Here is a 16,633-nt window from a genome sequence, read left to right on the forward strand (position 1 = left end):
GTTGATCGGCCGAGGGCCGTGGCCATGACCGTGCAGGGGACGGCGAGGGCCGCTACGCGCTCTTCTTCTCGGGCTCGGCGTCGAGCGGCTCCGGGCCCGCGGCGGGCCGGTCCGGCTCCGCGTCGTGCTTCTGGGCCTCGACCAGGCGGGCCAGTTCCAGCCGCTTGATCTTGGTGGTCGCGGTCTGCGGCAGGTCCTCCAGCCGCCACTGCACCGGCGGGGCCATCTTCGGCAGCCCGGACACCGCGGACTTCCAGGCGATCTGGTCCAGCGGCACGTCGTCCCGGGTGCACACCACCGGGACCGGGGTGCCCTTCGGGTCCTGGACGATGATGACCTCTATCAGCTCCGGCATCCGGGCGAACAGCTTGTCCTCGATCTCCAAGGTGCTTTCGATACCGGGGATTTCGTCGACCTCGCGGTCGAGCAGGTGCAGACAACCCCACTTCGTGCGGTAGCCCAGGTCTCCCATGCGCCACCATTCGCCGCTGGCCTGCTTCTCCCAGCGCTGGTGCTCGCCGAGGTAGGTCACGATCCGGCCGTTGCTGGAAACCTCGATGTATCCGGGGGACTTCTTCGTGGGGGTGTTGCCGTCCCGGCTCACCACCCGCACTCCGGTCATTCCGGGGAACGGCCGCCCGACGCACCGGCCGTCGGCGTCCGCACCGCGGTTCTTGGTGTAGGTACGCGCGGCGATCGGACCGACCTCGCTCTGGCCGTACGCCTGGGCGAAAAGCGGCTGCTTGCGCTCGGAAGCGCCGAGCAGGGTGTGCACGGTGCGCGGGTGGATGGCGTCGAAGGTGCTGCTGAAGTACTTCACGTTGGCCAGCGGCTTGCCGGGGTCTTCGGCCAGGACTTCCCAGCGCAGGAACGTGTTGGGATGTGCCTCGATGAATCCCGGCGGAACCTGGGTGAAGATCTCGCCGACGCTCTTCGGTTCGTCGTCCCTGAGCACGATCAGCGGATGCCCCTGCAACACGGAAATGGGCATGGCGGTGAACATGCGGGAGTGCACGAACGAAACGTGCAGTGCGATCGGCTCCCGCTTCTTGACCGCCATGGCGACGATCGTGCCCTGCGGACGGTAACGGGACTGGAACGTATGGCCGGTGTGCACCGCGAGTTTCGGCGTCCCGGTGGTCCCGGACGTGTGGGTGATGAGCGTCGGGTAATCCGGTGGCATGGTGATGGCGGGCACCCGCTTGACACCCGCGAACGACTTCAGCTCCGCGGCGCCCGAATAGCTTCCGGAGGTGAGCAGTACCCGCTCGGAAAGGTCGAACACCTCGGCCGGCAGGTCGTTTTCCAGCTTGGCCTGGTCGGTGATCAGGAACGGCTGGTCCACCCTGCGCAGCAGTTCGGCGACGGTGGCTCCGTCGAGCTTGGGCGACAGCAGCACGGGCACGGCGCCGACCCGCACGACCGCACAGGCCAGCAGGGAGATGTCGAAGTTGTCGGACTTGTGGACGACGACCCGCTCTCCGGGTCGGACCTTCGCGGCCCACAGGCGGGACGCGAAGTCGTCGACCAGATCCGCCACTTCGGTCAGTGTCGCGCGACGGCCCAGCTCCGGGGCTATGTCCAGGTCGTGGTCGAGGATGACCAGACTCGCCGGGTGCCGGGCCGCCGCTCGTTCGAAGAGCGTGCCGAGCCGGATCCCCTTGTTCCCTATTCGTTGCAGAAACATGTACCCGCCCTCTCGGAAGGTGGCGATCGCCGGAACTGCGGCGTCACCGCTGTTCGATGACGTCCTTGATGCGCTTGAGCGTGTCGTCGAGGTCCTGCTCCAGCTTGGCGGTCCAGTCGACGACGAACTGCTTGCGCTGCTCCTCGTCCAGGTCGGCCACGATGTGGTGGATTCCGGCGGTGGCCCTGCCCATCCGGAAGTGGTGGGTCAGTACGGAGCCGTCGGCCGCGGGCTCGATGTCGAATCCCCAGATGCTTTCCTGGTCCTCGCGGGCGTGGGTGAGCATCATCCAGCGGAAGGTACGGCCGGGTTCGGCGGCGATGACCTTGGATTCGGTGTACCAGATACCGCGGATCAGCGGCGCCCAGGCGACGACCTCCTCGCTGCGGTCGTTTTCCCCTCGGAAGACCGCGCCAACTGTGCGCGGCTCACCGGAAATCCACTCGCCACCCCGGCATTCGGGGCTCCATTCGGCGCTGCGGGTCAGGTCGCTGACCACGGAGTAGACCTCGTCGGGAGTGGCCGAGACAGGTATGTCGGCGCGGAGTTCGAAAAGCGGCGAGATTTCGATGATGGATTGGCTCATGTCCGCAATCCTCCAGAGGAACTGCCACACCAGGAAAGGGATGCGGTAAGGGTCCGTCAGGTTTGCCGTTCAACACGAATGTTGTTGATCACTACTCGGCAGAAGAAGACCCGGCGGGTGCGGTACCGGTCCGCAGAATCAGCCGAATTCCGTGGGCCTCCCCCGCCTCCACCGCGCGATGCGCCTCCGCGGCCTCGCTCAACGGCAGCGTCCTGGTCCGGCGCGGCCGCAACCGGCCGTTGGCCAGCAGCCGGTTGATGGCCACCGCGGCCTCCGCGAGCTCCGCGGTGGTCGCCTGTGAGATGGCGAATCCGACCGCCGAGCAGTCCTTGAGGTACAGCGGTCCCACCGGCAGGACGGGACGGGTCCGCATCCCGGCCAGCAGCACGATCCGGCCACGCTTCGCCAACAGGCCGACCGCGGTGTCCAGATCGTTGTGCGCGGCGGTGTCCACATGCAGGTCGACGCCGTGCGCACTGGCCTGCAGAACCCGCTTGGGCACATCGGGGTCCCGGTAGTCGATGACCTCGGCGGCGCCCAGCGACCGGCAGTACTCGGCGTCCCGTGCGCTCGCCACCGCGATGACCCGGGCCCCCGCCTCGGCGGCCATCACCACCACCGCGGCGCCGACGTTCCCGGCGGCGCCGAGGACGACCACGGTCTCCCCCGGCCGCATCCGGCCGTGGGTGAACAGGGCGAGGTAGGCCGTGGCGGCCGGATGGGCCATGGCGACCGCGTCACCCGGGTCCACCCCGTCGGGCAGGTGGTAGAGCCGGTCGACGGGGACCACCGCCTGGTCGGCGGCGGCGCCCTGGCGGCCGCCGTGGCCGAGGCTGTTGCACCACACCCGGTCCCCGACGGCGAACCCGGGGGCGCCGGGTCCGGCCGCGGCGACGGTACCGACCAGGTCGCGGCCTATGACGAAGGGGAACTCGACCGGGGTGCGCCACGCACCGGACCGGACGAAGGTGTCCACGTGGTTGACGGTGGCGACCGTGACGTCCACGAGCACGTCATTCGGTCCTGGCTGCGGAGTGGGCAGCTCGCCGTAGCGGATGATCTCCGGTGGGCCGAGCTGCTCGATATAAGCGGCACGCATGGTCATGGATTGTGAACGCGGCCCCAGCGCCCGCGGGCAGGTGCGCGCGGGGTGTGTCAGGTCCGCCCCGCACCGCCGCCCGACCGCCATCCGACCACCATCGGCCCGGCGGCCCGGCGCGCGGCGCGCGGCGGCGCGGCGTTACGGCGACCAAACGGAGGACCGGGCGCGGCGCCGGGCCCGGCCCTGCTCGCCGGACCAGACCCGGGCACGGTCACCGGCCGGCCGGAGGCCCGCATCGGCACCCCCGCCGCGCCCCCGGATCGGGCCATGGTGGTCCGGGCACACCCCCACCCGTCCATAACGGGAGATCGACGCCGGGATACCCCCACCGGGTGGTGGTCCGGCCACCACCCGCCGACGCACCCGTGTGCTCTGCGCACCTGGGCGGGACGCAGCCGTCACGCGCACCGTTGAGGTGCATTCATCAGGCTGTCCGTCTAGTCGAGATGGGGGATATCGATGAGTGGTATCGCTTCGTTTCCGAGCACACCGCGCCGGCAGACGCACGAACCCAGCTATGCCAGGGCCTACGACGCGCTGCTCAGCGAACTGTGCGCCGAGCTGTTCACCTCGCTGCCCCGCAGCGACCAGCGCAGGAAGGGCATGGACTACGTCCGCGGCCTGCTGGAGGCCAAGGGACGCAAGTCGATAAGGAACATCGCGGCACTGAGCGGCGGACAGGCCACCGAGCAGAGCCTGCACCACTTCGTCTGCAGCTCCACCTGGGACTGGGCTCCGGTGCGCCGGGCGCTCGCCCACTACCTGGTGCGCGACACACCGCCGCACGCCTGGGTGGTGCGGCCCATGGTGACACCCAAGGCCGGAGAGCACTCGGTGGGCGTCGACCGCCGCTACTCGTCCGCACTGGGTCAGGTACTCAACGCCCAGCAGGCAGTTGGCGTGTGGGCGGCCACCGAGGACATGAGCAGCCCGGTCAACTGGCGGCTGCACCTTTCCAAGGCCTGGATCGACGACTCCGACCGCCGCAGCCGGGCATCCATCCCGGAGGGGCTGGACGCGGAGTCGCTGGGCGACTGCGCGGTCCAGGCGTACCTTGAGATGGCGCACGGCTGGGGGCTTCCGGTACGGCCGGTGGTGATGGACGCCCGTGAGGCGGACGCCATGTCGACCGTCGGCAGACTCCGCGCCGCCGGTGCGCCGCTGCTGGTACGGATCAACCCCAGCCAGCCGCTCACCCCCGCCGACCCGACGCTGGCCGGTCGCACCGCCGAGCCGATGGCAGCCCACCAGATCATGATGTCCATCAAGGACATGCGCCGCCCCGTGATGTGGTCCGACCACGGCCCCGGAAGCGGCATGCGCACCAGCCTGGCCGCCGCCATCCGGGTCCGGGTGCCGTCCCGCCCCACCCGGATCACCGGGCCGCAACGGGTCTCCCGAAACGGCGAGTTGGTGCTGCTGGGCGAGTGGGACACCGGGCGGAGCATGCCCGCCGAGCTCTGGCTGACCGATCTGACGGCGGTTCACCCCGCGGCACTGCTGCGCCTGAGCAAGCTGACCCGGCGGGTCGACCGCGACTTCATGCAGATCGCCGACCAGGTCGGCATCCGCGACTACGCGGGCCGCTCGTTCAGCGGCTGGCACCGGCATGCCACCCTCGCCTCGGGGGCACATGCGGTGGCGGCGCTGGCGGGTGCGGCCGAGCGCGAGATGAGCTACGTGTCCTGATCCGCGGAGCGCTCCTTGGCCGTGCCGGAACCACGGCGTAGCAGGCCGGAGCGCACCCGGGACAGCCGCAGCGCCAACTGCACCTCAAGCGCCCGCTCCGGCTGCTGCCACTCCGGCCCGATCAACTCACTGATCCGTTCCAGTCGCCGGGCCACCGTGTTGGGGTGCACATGCAGCTTCTTGGCCGCGTACGTGGGACTGCCACCTGCTTCGAAGTAGACCTCCAGGGTCCGGGTGAGCTCGGTCGACCGCAGGCGGTCGTAGTCGAGCACCGGCCCGATCGCCGAGTCGATGTATCCCTCGACGTCATGGTTGTCCGAGAGGAGCACCCCCAGAAATCCCAACTCCCGCGCGGACGCGGCACGCCCGATGGCCCCGAGCGAGGTCATCGCGTCAAGGCAGCGCAGCGCCTCCTGGTAGCCGTGGAACACCGATCCGGGACTCGTCACGGGACCGGCGGCGCTGGTGGTCAGCTGATGGCCGAGCAGCGGCGAGAGTTCATCGCTCACCGCCCGGGCAGCGGCCCCCGCGTCCGTCCCCGGGAGCAGGAAGACCGCACAGCCGTTGCGCATGCTCTTCAGGCCGCTCATGCGGTGCGTGTACGAGGAGGCCCAGATGGCCGCCTTCCCCAGGGACTCGCCCTCCGGTCGGGCGATGACGACGACATGCGGTTCGTTCAGGTCGATGCCGAGCCGCCGCGCGTGCTTCTCCATCTGCTGAGGTGGGCGCGGCGGGCTGGCCAGCAGATCATCGAGGAGTTCGTCGCGTACCTGGCCTTCGGCGAAGGCGGTGCGGTTCTGCAACAGCATCTGGACGGCCGCCGCCTGGGAGACCAGGCGCAGCAGCTGCTCCTCGCGATCGCGGAGCACGCGGTCGGGGCGCAGGATGAGGGTGCCCAGGTCCTCGTTGCCCGCGGATATCGGTGCCGCCCACAGACCGTTCTCCAAAGGCACCGGGCGGTGGGCGACATGGGCGTCCATGGTGGCCAACACGACGGCGTCCGGCTCGCCTTCCGGCATCTCGCCGGCAGTCGCCAGGGCCGCCCCGTTGGCCGCGCATATTCGCACGGCACCGTCGAGTCTTCGGCTCGCCTCCTGGGCCACGGCGTGTAAGTCACCACCGCTCAGGACCAGTTCGATGAGGGTGTTGTGGATGTCGTCGATTTCCTTCAGCCCGACCACCAGCGCCCTGGTGCGTGAGCTCTGCGACTCCAGTTCGGTCACCGCGGCGGCGGTCCGGTCCAGCAGCATCGCCCGCTCGATGGCCACGCCCGCGAGGTCACCGAGCGAACTCATCAGTGAGATCTCGTCGGCGGTGAAGTGGCGAACGCTGCGAGAGGCAACGTACAGAGCACCGAACGGCTTCGTCCCATGGCTCAGCGGCACCGCCATGACGGCGTGCAGTTTTTCCGCCCTGACCACTTCGTCGATGACCTCGCTGTGCCGGATCCTGTCGTCCGCGAGATATTCGGGCGTCCAGAACGGCGCGGGATTGGTCAGGACGTCGCTGCCCAGCCCGGCGTCGTCCGGCAGCCGCAGACCCACGGTGAGCGTCGATGTGTGCCCGGAGGTCGTACGTACATAGACGTATCCACCCTCGTCGTCAGGGAAGCTGATGTACGACATGTCCACGCCGAGCAGCAGGCGCGCGCGCCTGGTGATGACGTTGAGCAGGGCATCCAGATCATGCGGTGCGGTCAGTTCGCGAGCGGTGTCGACGAGGGCGGTGAAGCCGGCCTCGCGCTGTCTGCGCTGTTCCAACTCCGCGGAGATAGCCACCGCAAGCCGTTTGGCGTCCTCCAGGCTCTCGAGTTCCTCGTCGGTGGCACCCTTCTCGCGCGCCTGCGACACAAGGACGTCGAACTGACTTGGTGGCGCCTCGCTTGCCAGCAGCTCCAGCACGGCGTACGCGCCATTCCCCGCCCACGCCCGGTCCTGCGCCACGATGTCCCCCACCTTCTCGTTCCCCCGCGGCTGCACGGCTGTGAGCCATGGCATACATGCCCGGAAGTTACGCATCGCTGCTGTCGGGAGTCAACCCGTTGTGATCGTTATGCACCCGCCCGTTGGACATGACCGTTTCGGTGAAGGTGACCGGATCACCATGCCCGCTGACCAAGCGTGTTACTGGACCACCTTCCGACAGACCCACCCGCCAGGAAAGAGTTGGGGCAGTCGACGCGTTCGGCGCCGACCCACTCAAACAGTCCATGGGGGATGGTCATGCAGGAGGTACGCAACTACGAACGCTCCCTGGAGCGCAGCCGCCAAGCGCTCCGGAACCAGGACCGGCCGTCGACGTTCACCATGTACGGTCGCGACTGGGATCTCCTCCCCAACGTGTTCGCGCCGATCTACTCGCCGTCGACGGAAACCGCCATGGGCCTGCTCGGCCTCACCGAGAGCGTGGCCGTCCCGCGTACGGGATCCATGCTGGAGGTCGGCTGCGGTACGGGGATCATCGCCGTCTCCAGCGCCCTGGCCGGGTGCGATCGCGTGGTGGCCTCGGACATCAACCCCGAGGCGGTGCGGAACGCGGAGCTCAACGCGGCCCGGCACGGCGTCGACAACCTGGTCCGCGCCGTGGACAGCGACCTGTTCGACGGGCTCGACCAGGACGAACGCTTCGACACCATCTTCTGGAGCTCGAACTACGTGCTCGCGCCCGAGGCCTATGAGTACGGCTCCGTCCACGAACGCGCCTACGTGGACCCCGGATACTCCGCACATCGCCGGTTCCTGGCCGAGGCGCCGAACCGGCTCACCCCGAACGGCTCGGTCCTGCTCCACTTCTGCACCCGTGGCGATCTGGTCAGCCTGCTGCGGATAGCCGGTGAGTGCGGGCGCGGACTGCGAATGCTGCACAGCGTTCCGGTCCAGGAAGGCGAACACCACGTTGAGCACATGCTCATCGAGGTGACCGTCACACCGGAGCGTGGGGACGCCCGCCTCGGATGCGCCGAGGGGAACCGCGAGCCCGTGCGGACCCGTTCGTAACCTCACGTACACCGACACCAGACAAGCGACGACGGGGGAATTTCGTGCGCACTCTGCTGATCGACAACCATGACTCGTTCACCTACAACCTCTTCCATCTCCTGGCCGAAGTCAACGGCCGACAGCCCGAGGTCGTGGTCAACGACGACCCCCGGTGGCGGATCGAGCACCTGCGGGACTTCGACAACGTGGTGATCTCGCCCGGACCCGGAAACCCGGGGCGGGGTGCGGACTTCGGGATCTGCGCTGAGGTTCTGGAGCGCGGCGAACCACCGATGCTCGGGGTGTGCCTGGGACACCAGGGGCTGGCGCTGTTCCACGGGGGACAGGTGGCGCGGGCACCACAGCCGTACCACGGACGAGTCTCGTCCGTGGTGCACACGCAGACCGAGCTGTTCGCCGGAATCCCCTCGCCGTTCGAGGTGGTCCGCTACCACTCGCTCGCCGTCGACCAGTTGCCCAGCGTCCTGGAGGCGACCGCGTGGACGCCGGACGGCATCCTGATGGCGATCCGGCACCGGGAGCGCCCGCTGTGGGGCGTGCAGTTCCACCCCGAGTCGATCGGCGGCACCCACGGTCTGCAACTGCTGGACAATTTCCGCCAGTTGAGCGAACCCAACCGTCGCCACGCCCCGCGCGTACTTCCGCTGGGCACCGCACTGGCCGCACCGGCCCCGGCAGCTGCGCCGGTACGCGCCCAGCGGGCGGAGCGGCGGCAACTGCGCGTTCTGGTGGAGGCCCTGGACACCCGCTGGAACGACGAGGTGGCCTTCGACGAGCTGTTCCGCGGCGGTGACCACGCGTACTGGCTGGACAGCAGCCGCCGTGACCCCGGCACCGGACGATTCTCGATCATGGGGGACGCCACCGGGCCGCTGTCCAGGGTGGCCACGGCCGACATCTGGAGCAGCACGGTGACGGTGCGGTCCACCGACTCGACCGAGATCGTCACCGGTGAGTTCCTGACCTGGCTCGACGGTGACCTGCGGGCAACGCACACCGAAGTACCGGAGCTGCCCTTCGACTTCGCGCTCGGCTGGGTGGGATACCTGGGCTACGAGCTGAAGGCCGAATGCGGTGGCGACCGAACGCACCGTTCCGAAGAGCCCGACGCCGTCATGGTGTTCAGCGACCGAGCGCTGGTCTTCGACCACCACGAGGGCACCAGCTATCTGCTCGCCCTCGTGGAGGACGGCGAGGAGGGCGCCGCCCGCGCGTGGCTGGCCGACGCGGCCGAGCGACTGGACAAGATCGCGGACCGGCGGCCGCGGTGGGCCGGGCCCCAGGAGCCGCTCGGTGAGCTGCGGTTGCGCCATGACCGCGAGGCCTACCTGGAGTTGATCGACGTCTGCCAGCAGGAGATCGCCGCCGGTGAGACCTACGAGGTCTGCCTGACCAACATGGCCGAGGCGCACGGCGCCCTCGACCCGTGGCAGGGCTACCGACTGCTGCGCCGCTCCACCCCGACCTCGTTCGGCGCGCTGCTCAGCTTCGGCGGGGTGAGCGTGCTCAGCGCCTCGCCGGAGCGGTTCCTGCGCATCGACCGCAACGGCGTCGCGGAGTCGAAGCCGATCAAGGGCACCAGACCGCGCGGCGAGACCTCCATGGAGGACACCAAGTTGATGACCGACCTGATGACCAACGAGAAGGACCGCGCGGAGAACCTGATGATCGTGGACCTGGTCCGCAACGACCTCGGTCGCTGCGCGCAGGTCGGCTCGGTCCAGGCCAAGGACATCTTCCAGGTGGAGACCTACGCCACCGTCCATCAGCTGGTCAGCACAGTCCGGGCCCGGCTGCGCGAGGACAGCTCGGCCGTCGACTGCGTACGAGCCGCCTTCCCCGCCGGGTCGATGACCGGAGCGCCGAAGCTGCGCACCATGCAGATCATCGACCGTCTGGAAGCCGGGCCGCGCGGGGTCTACTCGGGCGCCATCGGCTACTTCTCGCTGAGCGGCGCGGCCGACCTCAACGTGGTGATCCGTACCGCGGTGGTCACTTCTGACCGGGTCCGCTACGGGGTGGGCGGTGCGATCATCGCGCTCTCCGACGCGGAGGCGGAGTTCGAGGAGACTGCGGTGAAGGCGGTTCCGCTCGTGTGCCTGACTGGCGCGGAGTTTCCGCGCCGGCGTCGGGGGGTCGCGTCCCCCGCGGCGGCGACAGCGCGGTGACCTGGGGCCGGCCGAGCCTTGGTGGGGTGCGGTGAGTTCCCCTCCGCCGTTCCGCACCACGGGGGTTGCTCACCGTCGCGGCGGGATGATCCATCGGGGACAAGCCCCCGACACCCCCGGTGGGGTGGGACTCCCGCCCCCGGTGGGGTGGCACAACCCGATGACCCCAGCCCCACCAGGCCAGCTGCATCCCAGCAAGCCTCGGTCCGCCGAACCAGCCGCGCCCCCACCCGACGCACCCGGCGCCGGCGAGAGCGCGCCGTCGGGGCTGTTCGCCGTTGACGCCCGCACGGACGCCGTGTGGGCGTTACGCGTGGGGGGCGGGGCCGATGCGCAGTCGGGCCGCCACCGCCTCGCGTAGCGCGCGCCACGCGGCGGTCAGTCGGGCCTCGCTGTCGGCGGCGGCCTTCCGCACGACCGCCTCGTACGAGATGCCGAGGCGGTCGAGCTCGCCCAACACGGCCTGGGCGGACTCCCGTTCGCCCATGAGCGTGTCGCCGCGCAGATCGCAGTGGCGCACGGCCGCCTCCAAGGTGGGCAGCGTCATCGCACTGACCGTGCCCCAGGCGACGATGCCGTCCACATAGCCGGTGCTGGACCGCTTCGGGTCCATGACCGCGGTGTCGGTCCACATCAACCGCTGCGGCCGGGCCCCCGCGGCGCGCAGCCTGCGCCAACGCTCGCTGCCCAGCCGCTCCTCGTAACCCTGGTACATCAGGCGGGCGTTGGTGAGCGCCGCGGCGCCGCGGACCGTACGGGCGGCGCCCCGGGTCGGCTCGTCCAGCCCCCGCAGCTCGTCCAACCGGGCGTCGACCTCGGCGTCCAGCCTGCTGACCGGGAAGGAGGCCACGGAGGCGATCGCGGACAACCGCCCGCCTTCGGTCAGGGCGTGCTCCAGCCCGTCGAAGTACGCGTCGACGGTCTCGCGGTAGCGCGCGATCGAGTAGATCTCGGTGGCGTGCACTCCGATCCCCCGGCCGAGACACTCACGTATCGCACTGAGCCCCTCGGTGGTGGCCGGAATCTTCACCAGTGCGTTGGGCCGGTCCAGGGCCCGCCACAGTTCCGCGGCCGCGTTCGCGGTGGCCTCGGCGTCATGGGCCAGGCCGGGGTCCAGGTCCACCGACACCTGTCCGTCATGGCCCTGGGTCTTCTCGTAGACCTCGTACAGTTCGTCGCAGGCCTCACGGGTGTCGTGCACCTGCAGGGCGCGCAGCGCCTCCCCGACGGTGGCGCCGCGGTAGGCGAGGCGCACCAGTTGGTCCCGGTAGACGGGATCGTCGGTCACGGCCTCGGCGAGTGTCCTGGGATTCGAGACGGCTCCTCTGACCCCGGCGTCCTTGATGAGGCGAGCCAGGCATCCGGAGACGATCAGGCTCCGATGGATGCCGTCCACCCATGGCGAGACACCCTCGGCGATCAGCGGATGCAGATCGCCACCACTCGCCACTGCCGCCGGGTCCTTCATGGCAGTATCACCACTCCTCTTGTCTCGGGGGCCCAGACGCGCAGCCCCCGGTAAGTCACCTCGCCCCCGGCCGGGGCTCGCGGGCCCCGGGGCGGAGCCCCCGAACCCCCGGCCGAAGGCGCTCGGAAAGCCGGTCCAGCAGGCGGCGTCAGCCGCCGTACGGGTGCCGCGCCTTCCACTCGACGAGCGCGCCGGCCCACCAAGCCAACTGGTCCAGCAGGGACTTGGCGGCGTTCTCGGCCCGGGTCGGGTTCCTGAGCTCGCCGTTCTCGTCGAACTGGTCCCACGGCTGGTGGAAGACGACGGTCTGGCGAATCGTGGTCGCATGCGCCTCGGAGAAGATCGGACGCAGGTGCTCCACCGCCCGGATACCGCCCGCCTGGCCTCCGTAGCTGATGAACGCGACCGGCTTCGCGTGCCATTCCACGGTGTGCCAGTCGATCAGCGACTTGAGGGAGCCGGGGTAACTGTGGTTGTACTCGGGGGTCACCACGACGAAGGCGTCCGCGGCGGCGAGGCGCGGGCTGATCTCGCCCAGGGTCTCGGCCAGTTCGGGTCCCGGCTCGTCGGTGAGCCGGTTGGGCAGGTCGTAGTCGGCGAGGTCCACCAGATCGATCTGCAGATCCTCGCGCTGCCCGGCAATGCCGACGAACCAATTCGCGATGGTCGGGCCGAGCCGTCCCTTGCGAACGCTGCCAATGATCACCGCGACGCGAATGCGGTCACTCGACATGACTTTCCTCTCGACATCGGAAACAGAAACCAACACCTGGGTTGTTGCGGCTGTGACCGCGTTCGCGGTGCTGTCAATCACGCCTGCGACGGGTTTGATTGAGGTCCGTACCAACGCCGCCAAAGGGCGTCGATAACGACATCAGACATCCAGAATCACGCAGCGGGAGTGCCCTGTTGCGCATTTACCCATTTCGCACCCCCACCCTTCCGGATAATCTAGACGGTACATGTCTAGATAGTGTGTCGCAACCCAACTAGCCGTATTTGCATGGCGGTTGTGCGCGGGACGTCAAACCGTCAGACAGGCCGTCCAATTGCCTGGCCGCGATTATGTGGAGATTTTGCGGAGAGCCGAACCCAACTCCGCCTCCAACCGGTTCAGATCACCCTCATGGCCATGCGCCGCGATGTGCCCGTCCGGCCGTATCAGGTAGTAACCGGCCCGGCGGCACCCGGTTTCCGCCGCGGCATCACGCCGTGGCGGCCGCACCACCCGTACGTTCGGCCACCGTGCCGCGATATGGCCGACCTCGGTCAGCCAGGCGGACTCGTTCGACGGCGGCAGCACCGCCAGCGTCCAACTCAGCGGATCCGCCTGCGGACCGGAGATACCAGCCGCCACCGCCAGTCGGCGCGGGAACACCGCACCGATCTGCAACGCGCCCGGTATCCGCCTGCGCAGTCGGCAGCCGGACCAGCCGGAGGGCCGCTGCGTCTCCCGCACCGGCGGGTACGCCAGCCGCCGCCCGGCCATCACCGGAGCGTAGAGCCTGGACACCGCCCCCGTACGGTCCAGCAGCCGGAACGCGGTGTCACGGGCCAATACCTTCGCCGGATGGCGGGCCACCCAGGCACGGGTCTGCAGGTCCGTGTCGCGCACGATCTGCCGGGTCGCCTCGGAGCGCTCCTCGCCATAGGTGGCCAGCAGCGAACTCGGCGACTCGCCACGGATCACCGCGGCCAGCTTCCAGCCGAGGTTGTGCGCGTCCTGCAGGCCGTTGTTCATGCCCTGGCCGCCGGCCGGGCTGTGCACGTGCGCCGCGTCGCCCGCGAGGAAGACCCGGCCGCGCTGGAAGTCGGAGGCGTGCCGGGCGTGCACCCGGAACACCGCCTGCCAGACCGGCTCGCTGATCCGCACCCCGCGCGGACCCCGCTCGTCGATGATCGACTGCATCATCTCGGCGCTCACCTCGTGCCTGCCCTCCGGCATCACCGACAGGAACCGGAAGACACCGCCCGGCATCGGCACGATCACCAGGGCGCCCGTCGGTGCCTGGTAGAACAGGCACTCGTCCGGCGGTAGTCGCCCCTCGATACGGGTGTCGATCAGCGCGAACGCCATCTCGTACGTGGTGCCCTGGAAACCGATGCCCAACTGGCCGCGCACCGCGCTGCTCGCGCCGTCCGCACCGATCACGAACGGTGCGCGCACCCGCTCCACCACGCCGTCCCCGTACTCCAGCACGGCCGTCACACCATCGCTGGCCTCGATGCGTCCGGAGAAGTCCACGTCGTCGAGGGCCAGCAGCCGCACCCCGCGCTCCACCTTCCCGCCGAGCGCGTGCAGCCGCTCGGTGAGCAGCCGCTCGGTGACATGCTGCGGCAGCACCCGGCAGGCCAGGTCCTCGGAGAACCCGAACGAGGCCAGCGGCCGCCGCTCGGAGAAGTAGCTCAGGGTGTTGATCAGCACCGATTCCCGCCGCACCGCGTCCAGCAGGCCGGAGTCCTCCAGGATGTCGAGCGCGCGCGGCCAGACCGACAGCGCCTTGGGAGCCCGCATGGGCTCCGGCGACCGGTCGACCACCCGCACCCGCACCCCCCGCCTGAGCAGTTCGCAGGCGGCCAGCAGTCCGGTGGGGCCGCCGCCGACGACAAGGACGTCGAAATCCCTGTCCGACGCTTTCCCGGCCAGCGGTCCGGGGCTTTCCCCCGTGGATATCGCAGTCATCTCGGATCCGCCCTCAGCTCGTCCGCACGCCCGCGGTACCGCCCTCGACCACCGGTTCCTTCGGCAGCTTGTCGAGACCGAAACCGAAATACTTCTTGTACGCCTCAAGGACCGCTGCGTCATCCGGCAGCACTTCCTTGGAACGCTCCTCGCCGTCCACTCGGGACAGGTGGTTCCCCTTCAACGTCACCAGACCGTTCTCGGTCCGCACGGAACAGAACAGCGCCTGGAGGAACGACGAATCGGGAGCGGTGCGGTACCACCACAGGCTGGGCCCGAAGTCCTCTATACCGACCGGCTGTTGCTCGATCTGGTAAAGCGGCTTGCCATTCAGCAGGACGTCGATCGCACCGCTGTCCGTCGGCACCAGCTGGTACTCGCCGTGCGGATCCCGCTGTACCTCGCGGGAGTCCAGCCGCAGCGGGTGTCGGCTGTTACGGCCGAATCCGGTGTCGACCAGCCAGGGCTCGTCGAGTTCCACCCGCAGCGCCAGATGGCCGAGCAACGGCCCCAGGCCGTCCGGCCGGTACACCCGGCCGGGCAGGATGTCGACGGTGAAGCCCAGCGAGCGCAGCAGGAAGGCCAGCGCCGGGTTCACCTCGTAGCAGCCGCCACCGCGACGCCTGCGGACGATCTTCTCCAGCACCCGCTCGTCCATGTAGATGGGCTCGTCGAGGTGGTAGTCGAGGTTCTCGAACGGCACGGACAGGATCTGGCGCTCCTGAAGGTGTCGCAGCGCGTGAATATCGGCGCGGGTCGGCTTTGTCGCGCCGATGCGCTTGAGATATTCATCCACCAGGGTCTGGTCCAGCATCGCCGTCTCCTTACCAGGTCGAGTTCTGAATGCGCTTGAGGGTGGGATCACTACCACCGGAGCAGGGTCAGGCCCATTGCCATGCCTCCGCCGAAAGCGGCCAGGAGGACAAGGTCGCCGGTGCCCATGGCGCCCGCCCGTGCGGCGTGATCGAGCGTTATCGGAACCGACGCGGCTCCGGTGTTGCCCAGCTCTTCGAAAGTGGTACGGGTGCGCTCGAAGGGGATCTCCAACTGCCCGGCGAGATCTTCGAGCATCCGCCCGTTGGCCTGATGCGGTACGAAATGGGCGAGGTCTGCCGCCGAAACCCCGGCGTCGACAAGGAAGGTACGTATACCCGCGGTCACCGTATCGGCGACGAAGTCCCGTACGCCGCGCCCGTTCATGGCGAAGTAGTGCAGACCGGCCCGGACCGTTTCCATGGAGGGCGGGATACGGCTGCCGCCCGCCGGAACCCGGATCAGGTCCCGGTCCGCCCCGTAGCCCGCCAGTCGGCCCGCGAGCAGCTCGCCGCCCCCGGACCGGCCCAGCACGACCGCTCCGGCGCCGTCCCCGAAGAGGATCGCGGTGCGCCGGTCGGCCGGGTCGAGAATGCGGGAGTAGATGTCCGCGCCGATGACCAGCGCGTAGTCGCCGTCCGCGGCGCGCAGAATTCCCTCGGCCGTGGTCAGCGCGAACAGAAAGCCGCTGCAGACCGCGTTGACATCGAACGCGGCGGTGCCGGGGCGGGCCCCGATCTCATCGGCGACGATGGCCGCCGTTGCGGGCTGCGGGGAATCCGGGGTCGAGGTCGCCACGATGATCAGCGAGACGTCCGCGGCGCTGATTCCGGCGCTCTCCAGAGCGGCCCGCCCGGCGATCACCGCCAGGTCTGATGTCGCCTCGTCCGGCTTCGCCCGCCGCCGGTTGCGTATGCCGGTCTTACCGAATATCCATTCGTCGGTCACCCCGGCCGGCTCACCGACCTCCGCGTTGGTCACCACATGGGCCGGTAGATACGATCCGGTACCCACGATGCCGATAGCGGAAGTGGACCGGGCGGCACGGTTTATCCCTGTCGTAATCATCGTTGACCCCTCGTTTTCCGCAGGCTCGTCCGTCTGTGAAGGCGAAAGGGATTCCAAGGCCGCCCGCGAAATCGATCGTCCCGCGTTGGGGAGAGACCGGGCAAAGCCTGTGTCCCTACCTTGTCAGGTAGCTCGGCTCGGTGCCGTTTTTGGGCGGGGCCCCCGGGGGGCCCCGCGCCCACAGCCGGCCCCCGGGGCCCCCGGCCGCGCCCAAAACGGGGTGACGGGTGCCGCGAATGGCGGGCCCGGCCGGGGGTGGCCCCCCAGCGGGGGGGTCGCGAATGTCGGCACAAGCGGGGCCCCCCCCCCCCGCCCCCCCCCCGGCGCCGGGGTCCCGCGGGGCCCCCCCCCGCCCCACCCCGCGGCGTGG

At 69.4% G+C, this 16,633-nt stretch carries 12 protein-coding genes; 3 read left to right on the forward strand and 9 right to left on the reverse strand.

Features of this window, described 5'->3' with window-relative positions; all coding sequences use genetic code 11:
* Nucleotides 1–52 precede the first annotated feature (52 nt).
* The 3 genes from P2L57_RS34830 to P2L57_RS34840 all read right to left on the reverse strand — a co-directional run bounded on the left by P2L57_RS34830 (nt 53) and on the right by P2L57_RS34840 (nt 3,372).
* A complete protein-coding gene (locus P2L57_RS34830) occupies nt 53–1,687 on the reverse strand; it encodes a class I adenylate-forming enzyme family protein (RefSeq protein WP_275821599.1) in 1,635 nt (544 codons plus the stop codon).
* 43 nt (nt 1,688–1,730) lie between these two features.
* Nucleotides 1,731–2,273, reverse strand: a complete 543-nt coding sequence (locus P2L57_RS34835) for an SRPBCC family protein (protein WP_275821601.1) — start codon at nt 2,271–2,273, stop codon at nt 1,731–1,733.
* Nucleotides 2,274–2,364: 91 nt separating this feature from the next.
* Complete coding sequence (locus P2L57_RS34840) at nt 2,365–3,372, reverse strand: NADPH:quinone reductase (RefSeq protein ID WP_275821603.1); 1,008 nt, start codon at nt 3,370–3,372, stop codon at nt 2,365–2,367.
* 462 nt (nt 3,373–3,834) lie between these two features.
* On the opposite strand from P2L57_RS34840, the gene P2L57_RS34845 reads away from it, so the two are divergent.
* Nucleotides 3,835–5,064 (forward strand): IS701 family transposase, encoded by a 1,230-nt coding sequence (locus P2L57_RS34845; protein WP_275821605.1) that lies wholly within the window; start codon nt 3,835–3,837, stop codon nt 5,062–5,064.
* Here the strand turns inward: P2L57_RS34845 and P2L57_RS34850 are convergent.
* Nucleotides 5,052–7,061, reverse strand: a complete 2,010-nt coding sequence (locus P2L57_RS34850) for a helix-turn-helix domain-containing protein (RefSeq protein ID WP_275821607.1) — start codon at nt 7,059–7,061, stop codon at nt 5,052–5,054. The genes P2L57_RS34845 and P2L57_RS34850 overlap by 13 nt on opposite strands.
* 225 nt (nt 7,062–7,286) lie before the next feature.
* On the opposite strand from P2L57_RS34850, the gene P2L57_RS34855 reads away from it, so the two are divergent.
* Both P2L57_RS34855 and pabB read left to right on the forward strand, forming a co-directional pair.
* A complete protein-coding gene (locus tag P2L57_RS34855; RefSeq protein WP_275821609.1) occupies nt 7,287–8,060 on the forward strand; it encodes a methyltransferase in 774 nt (257 codons plus the stop codon).
* Between the two features lie 44 nt (nt 8,061–8,104).
* Entirely contained in the window at nt 8,105–10,231 is a 2,127-nt protein-coding gene (pabB, locus tag P2L57_RS34860) for an aminodeoxychorismate synthase component I (RefSeq protein ID WP_275821611.1), read from the forward strand.
* Between the two features lie 307 nt (nt 10,232–10,538).
* Here pabB and tal read toward each other — a convergent pair whose 3' ends face one another.
* The 5 genes from tal to P2L57_RS34885 all read right to left on the reverse strand — a co-directional run bounded on the left by tal (nt 10,539) and on the right by P2L57_RS34885 (nt 16,263).
* Nucleotides 10,539–11,699 (reverse strand): transaldolase, encoded by a 1,161-nt coding sequence (gene tal, locus P2L57_RS34865; RefSeq protein WP_275821613.1) that lies wholly within the window; start codon nt 11,697–11,699, stop codon nt 10,539–10,541.
* Nucleotides 11,700–11,847: 148 nt separating this feature from the next.
* Nucleotides 11,848–12,432, reverse strand: a complete 585-nt coding sequence (locus P2L57_RS34870; protein WP_275821615.1) for an NADPH-dependent FMN reductase — start codon at nt 12,430–12,432, stop codon at nt 11,848–11,850.
* A 330-nt stretch (nt 12,433–12,762) separates the two neighbouring features.
* Nucleotides 12,763–14,382, reverse strand: coding sequence for an FAD-dependent monooxygenase (locus tag P2L57_RS34875; protein WP_275821617.1), 1,620 nt, complete (start codon nt 14,380–14,382; stop codon nt 12,763–12,765).
* Between the two features lie 13 nt (nt 14,383–14,395).
* Nucleotides 14,396–15,196: an arylamine N-acetyltransferase family protein gene (locus P2L57_RS34880; RefSeq protein WP_275821619.1), complete on the reverse strand. Its 801-nt coding sequence runs from the start codon at nt 15,194–15,196 to the stop codon at nt 14,396–14,398.
* A gap of 50 nt (nt 15,197–15,246) precedes the next feature.
* On the reverse strand, nt 15,247–16,263 hold the full coding sequence (locus tag P2L57_RS34885; RefSeq protein WP_275821621.1) for a 3-oxoacyl-ACP synthase III family protein: 1,017 nt from the start codon (nt 16,261–16,263) through the stop codon (nt 15,247–15,249).
* Nucleotides 16,264–16,633 lie beyond the last annotated feature (370 nt).

Source organism: Streptantibioticus ferralitis (assembly GCF_029223525.1).
Lineage (GTDB): Bacteria > Actinomycetota > Actinomycetes > Streptomycetales > Streptomycetaceae > Streptantibioticus_A > Streptantibioticus_A ferralitis.

Excerpts from the sequence above, each read along its gene's own strand:
- P2L57_RS34830 (WP_275821599.1), bottom strand. The coding sequence starts at position 1,687 with ATGTTTCTGCAACGAATAGGGAACAAGGGGATCCGGCTCGGCACGCTC.
- P2L57_RS34835 (WP_275821601.1), bottom strand. The coding sequence starts at position 2,273 with ATGAGCCAATCCATCATCGAAATCTCGCCGCTTTTCGAACTCCGCGCC.
- P2L57_RS34840 (WP_275821603.1), bottom strand. The coding sequence starts at position 3,372 with ATGCGTGCCGCTTATATCGAGCAGCTCGGCCCACCGGAGATCATCCGC.
- P2L57_RS34845 (WP_275821605.1), top strand. The coding sequence starts at position 3,835 with ATGAGTGGTATCGCTTCGTTTCCGAGCACACCGCGCCGGCAGACGCAC.
- P2L57_RS34850 (WP_275821607.1), bottom strand. The coding sequence starts at position 7,061 with ATGCCATGGCTCACAGCCGTGCAGCCGCGGGGGAACGAGAAGGTGGGG.
- P2L57_RS34855 (WP_275821609.1), top strand. The coding sequence starts at position 7,287 with ATGCAGGAGGTACGCAACTACGAACGCTCCCTGGAGCGCAGCCGCCAA.
- tal (WP_275821613.1), bottom strand. The coding sequence starts at position 11,699 with ATGAAGGACCCGGCGGCAGTGGCGAGTGGTGGCGATCTGCATCCGCTG.
- P2L57_RS34870 (WP_275821615.1), bottom strand. The coding sequence starts at position 12,432 with ATGTCGAGTGACCGCATTCGCGTCGCGGTGATCATTGGCAGCGTTCGC.
- P2L57_RS34875 (WP_275821617.1), bottom strand. The coding sequence starts at position 14,382 with ATGACTGCGATATCCACGGGGGAAAGCCCCGGACCGCTGGCCGGGAAA.
- P2L57_RS34880 (WP_275821619.1), bottom strand. The coding sequence starts at position 15,196 with ATGCTGGACCAGACCCTGGTGGATGAATATCTCAAGCGCATCGGCGCG.
- P2L57_RS34885 (WP_275821621.1), bottom strand. The coding sequence starts at position 16,263 with ATGATTACGACAGGGATAAACCGTGCCGCCCGGTCCACTTCCGCTATC.